Consider the following 1,052-nt stretch of genomic DNA (forward strand, 5'->3'; position numbering starts at 1 on the left):
TGTGCAAAGAGCCCGCTATAGCCCTTACTTTTATTCTGGATATTGCTGCGATGTTGAAATAAAACGCTGTTATTCTTTCTTTAGACAACGCTTTTGTTGAGATGACTCGCGCGGCACTGTCATGCTCAATTAATGGCCACATCTGTTAATCATAGCATTTCTTGCTGTGGGAAAACTATAACGGCAGTGATATTGATACCTATCTTGCAGTGTTATTTATGTTTTGTTTTTTAATCAGTTATTACGCCTTCCTTGCTGTTGTGCCCTGTGGGTAGGGTAGACTGTTGGCGTGGTTTTATCCTTTTATCTTCTTTTGCTTTATGTTGTTTTATCCCTTTTTGGGGTTGGGTTTATCTATTAACTTATCACCTATTAGTTTTTTATATTGCATATATTTAAATATACGCAATATAACACAGCGCGACGTTTTTATTGCGCACCGTTTGCCTGACTTTGTTGTGTAATACGCAGTTTAATGTTGCTTAATAATTGCTGATAGCGTGCCGGAAGCGGCCATTCGGCGCGGTGAATGGCCCAGAGTGTATCGATAACTGGCGATTCACTGTGATGCACGCGGATTAATTCAGATCTGGCGAATGCGGTCACCGCAAAGCGCGGAAGTACGGTAAAGCCCAGACCTCGCGCCACCGGCTCAAGGATCAAACTGATTTGGTTAGTAAAACCGTGGACTGGAATGTCATCTAAACGTTGGCCAGGAAACTGACGGCTAAGTAAACGCAATGCCATCGCGCGACCATCAGGGTGATCGATAAAACCTAATGTCTGCAACGCTGGCCAGCTGACTTCAGCAAGAGAAGCGGGGACTACCAGACACAGCGGTTCGCGCGCCAAGGGTTCGGCATGCAGACTGGGGTGTTCAGGCGCTTGATCGACCACGCCCAGATCACTGCGCCCTTCGAGCACGGCAGAGATGATATCGGTGGTGGGGGCAAAGCGGTGCTGGATACTGAGCGTCGGGTAGGTTTGCTGCAGCTCTAGCAGCCAAGGGTAGATGAGAAGGCCAATACTGCCGGGAGTCGAGAGGCGGATGT

1 protein-coding gene is annotated in these 1,052 nt (G+C 47.5%); it reads right to left on the bottom strand.

Annotated features, from left to right (window positions below; all coding sequences use genetic code 11):
• Positions 1-429: 429 nt before the first annotated feature.
• Positions 430-1,052 (bottom strand): LysR family transcriptional regulator substrate-binding protein (locus tag ACRC27_RS03850; protein WP_438639233.1); only part of this gene is annotated, 623 nt, incomplete at its 5' end.

Origin of the sequence: Plesiomonas sp. (genome assembly GCF_051650925.1) — a bacterium.
Taxonomy (GTDB): domain Bacteria; phylum Pseudomonadota; class Gammaproteobacteria; order Enterobacterales; family CAMTGL01; genus Plesiomonas.